1 protein-coding gene is annotated in these 1,485 nt (G+C 55.8%); it reads left to right on the top strand.

Features of this window, described 5'->3' with window-relative positions; translation table 11 throughout:
• The first annotated feature begins 617 nt into the window (after positions 1-617).
• On the top strand, positions 618-1,097 hold the full coding sequence (locus tag EA796_RS23180) for a hypothetical protein (RefSeq protein ID WP_147459082.1): 480 nt from the start codon (positions 618-620) through the stop codon (positions 1,095-1,097).
• The last annotated feature ends 388 nt before the right edge of the window (positions 1,098-1,485 follow it).

The raw sequence follows: 1,485 nt of genomic DNA, 5'->3' as shown, positions 1-1,485 counted from the left end.
CAGGGCGACGATCATGGCCGGTCCCCCCCGGCAAAACCGCCCCGATCAGGATCTGTCCACACACAGGCGCTGCCCCAATAACAAGTTAGAGCTTTTAAGTTAGTAATGTTAGAGCGGGCTGAAAGCCGCGCCAGCCGTGGCCTGCAGAGGCGTTCGTGCGCCTGAAAGCACGTGCTGGGCGCTCCTGATAGCACGGGCCGGCGTGCGCCTGAAAGCACGTCGCGATTCACAGCTTTTCCCGAAGATATCCCCGTGCCGTTGACGGCACGCGCCTGAGATCCAGTCGCCTGGGGTGCAAGCGCTGCGATGTTTCAGTGGTTTCCTAGGTTGGGGTTGGCCGGAGCTGGGTGCGGGCAGGCTCGAGATAACTGCGCTCAGGAGAGGCGTCACGATCTGCGGCGCATCGTCCTCCAGCCAGAGTTAGCGCCAATGATCCCCCGGTCTGTGTGCGTTTGCCGGGAACGGTACGGATTCCACGCCATTCGGACACTCAGTCCACGCTGATTCGGACATCTGTTCCACGATCATTCGGACACCATCGTGGATGCTGTCAATACTTGGACTAGGCTGTTCCCATCTGCCGCAACGTTCACTGCCAATGCCTACAGGGAGGTTCTATGCCGACTCCACAAGAAGTACTCGAAGCGATTCACGGGGCTTTGAGAGAGTTCAATATGGAAATGCCCTACTTGAACTCGCTTGATAGCGCTCAGGTTTCGTCGCCAAATCTGTCTTGTGTCAATGTTGCAGGAGCTATTCTTGAGCGCCTGAATCGCAACCCGATTGAGTGGCCTTCGTCACAATATATTTACCCGTCTGGTCTGTTCTTGAGCGTAACCATTATGGGTGAGCCCTCGGACTGCAATCATGGGTTTTGCGTGTACTTTCACAATAATATTGCCTATGTGATCCAGGCATATCTCGGGCACAAGGTAAGGTTCATAACTCCGATGGATAGCTATACCTTCGCTACGAATATGGGGCGATTGCGTAGTGCCAGCTCGAGTGAGATGGAGGCGGGCTACAAGGCATTGTCTACTGTTGATATCTCTGGCAAGAGTTTCAAAATAGGCAGTATTTATGTGTTCCGGGCATGATGTTTATAGTGGAAGCTTGAAAATAGGCGATGGGCGGACGTAAGTGAGAGTGTCCGGATCAGCTTAGGCTGAGTGTCCGAGCCAGCGTGGAATCCGCAGGAACAGTCCAGGAGCGCGTTGAAGTGCTTCAGATGACTTGGGGAGGGGCACAGGTGGGGTAAAGCGGCTAGAGCGTTCTAAGGGGCTCTGAAGGCGTTTTTGGCCGCTGTCGTTGAGCGTGGCTCAAGGGTGAACAGGCGGGCCTCATTGGTAGACCTTGGCCTGTTCGTGTGCGAGCTCGCGTCTCGCAGTCTCGCCCAACGAGCGGCACGTGGCGTGTGTGGCTGCAGTCTCCTGAGGTGCGGTTCCACGGCTTTCTGCAAAACCGGAAAACCGCATCGGCGGATTT

The sequence above is a fragment of the Pseudomonas sp. AOB-7 genome (assembly GCF_003696305.1).
GTDB lineage: Bacteria > Pseudomonadota > Gammaproteobacteria > Pseudomonadales > Pseudomonadaceae > Aquipseudomonas.
This window is presented reverse-complemented; position numbering and strand designations above follow the sequence as displayed.

Coding starts and splice junctions, on each gene's coding strand:
- EA796_RS23180 (WP_147459082.1), top strand. CDS start 618: ATGCCGACTCCACAAGAAGTACTCGAAGCGATTCACGGGGCTTTGAGA.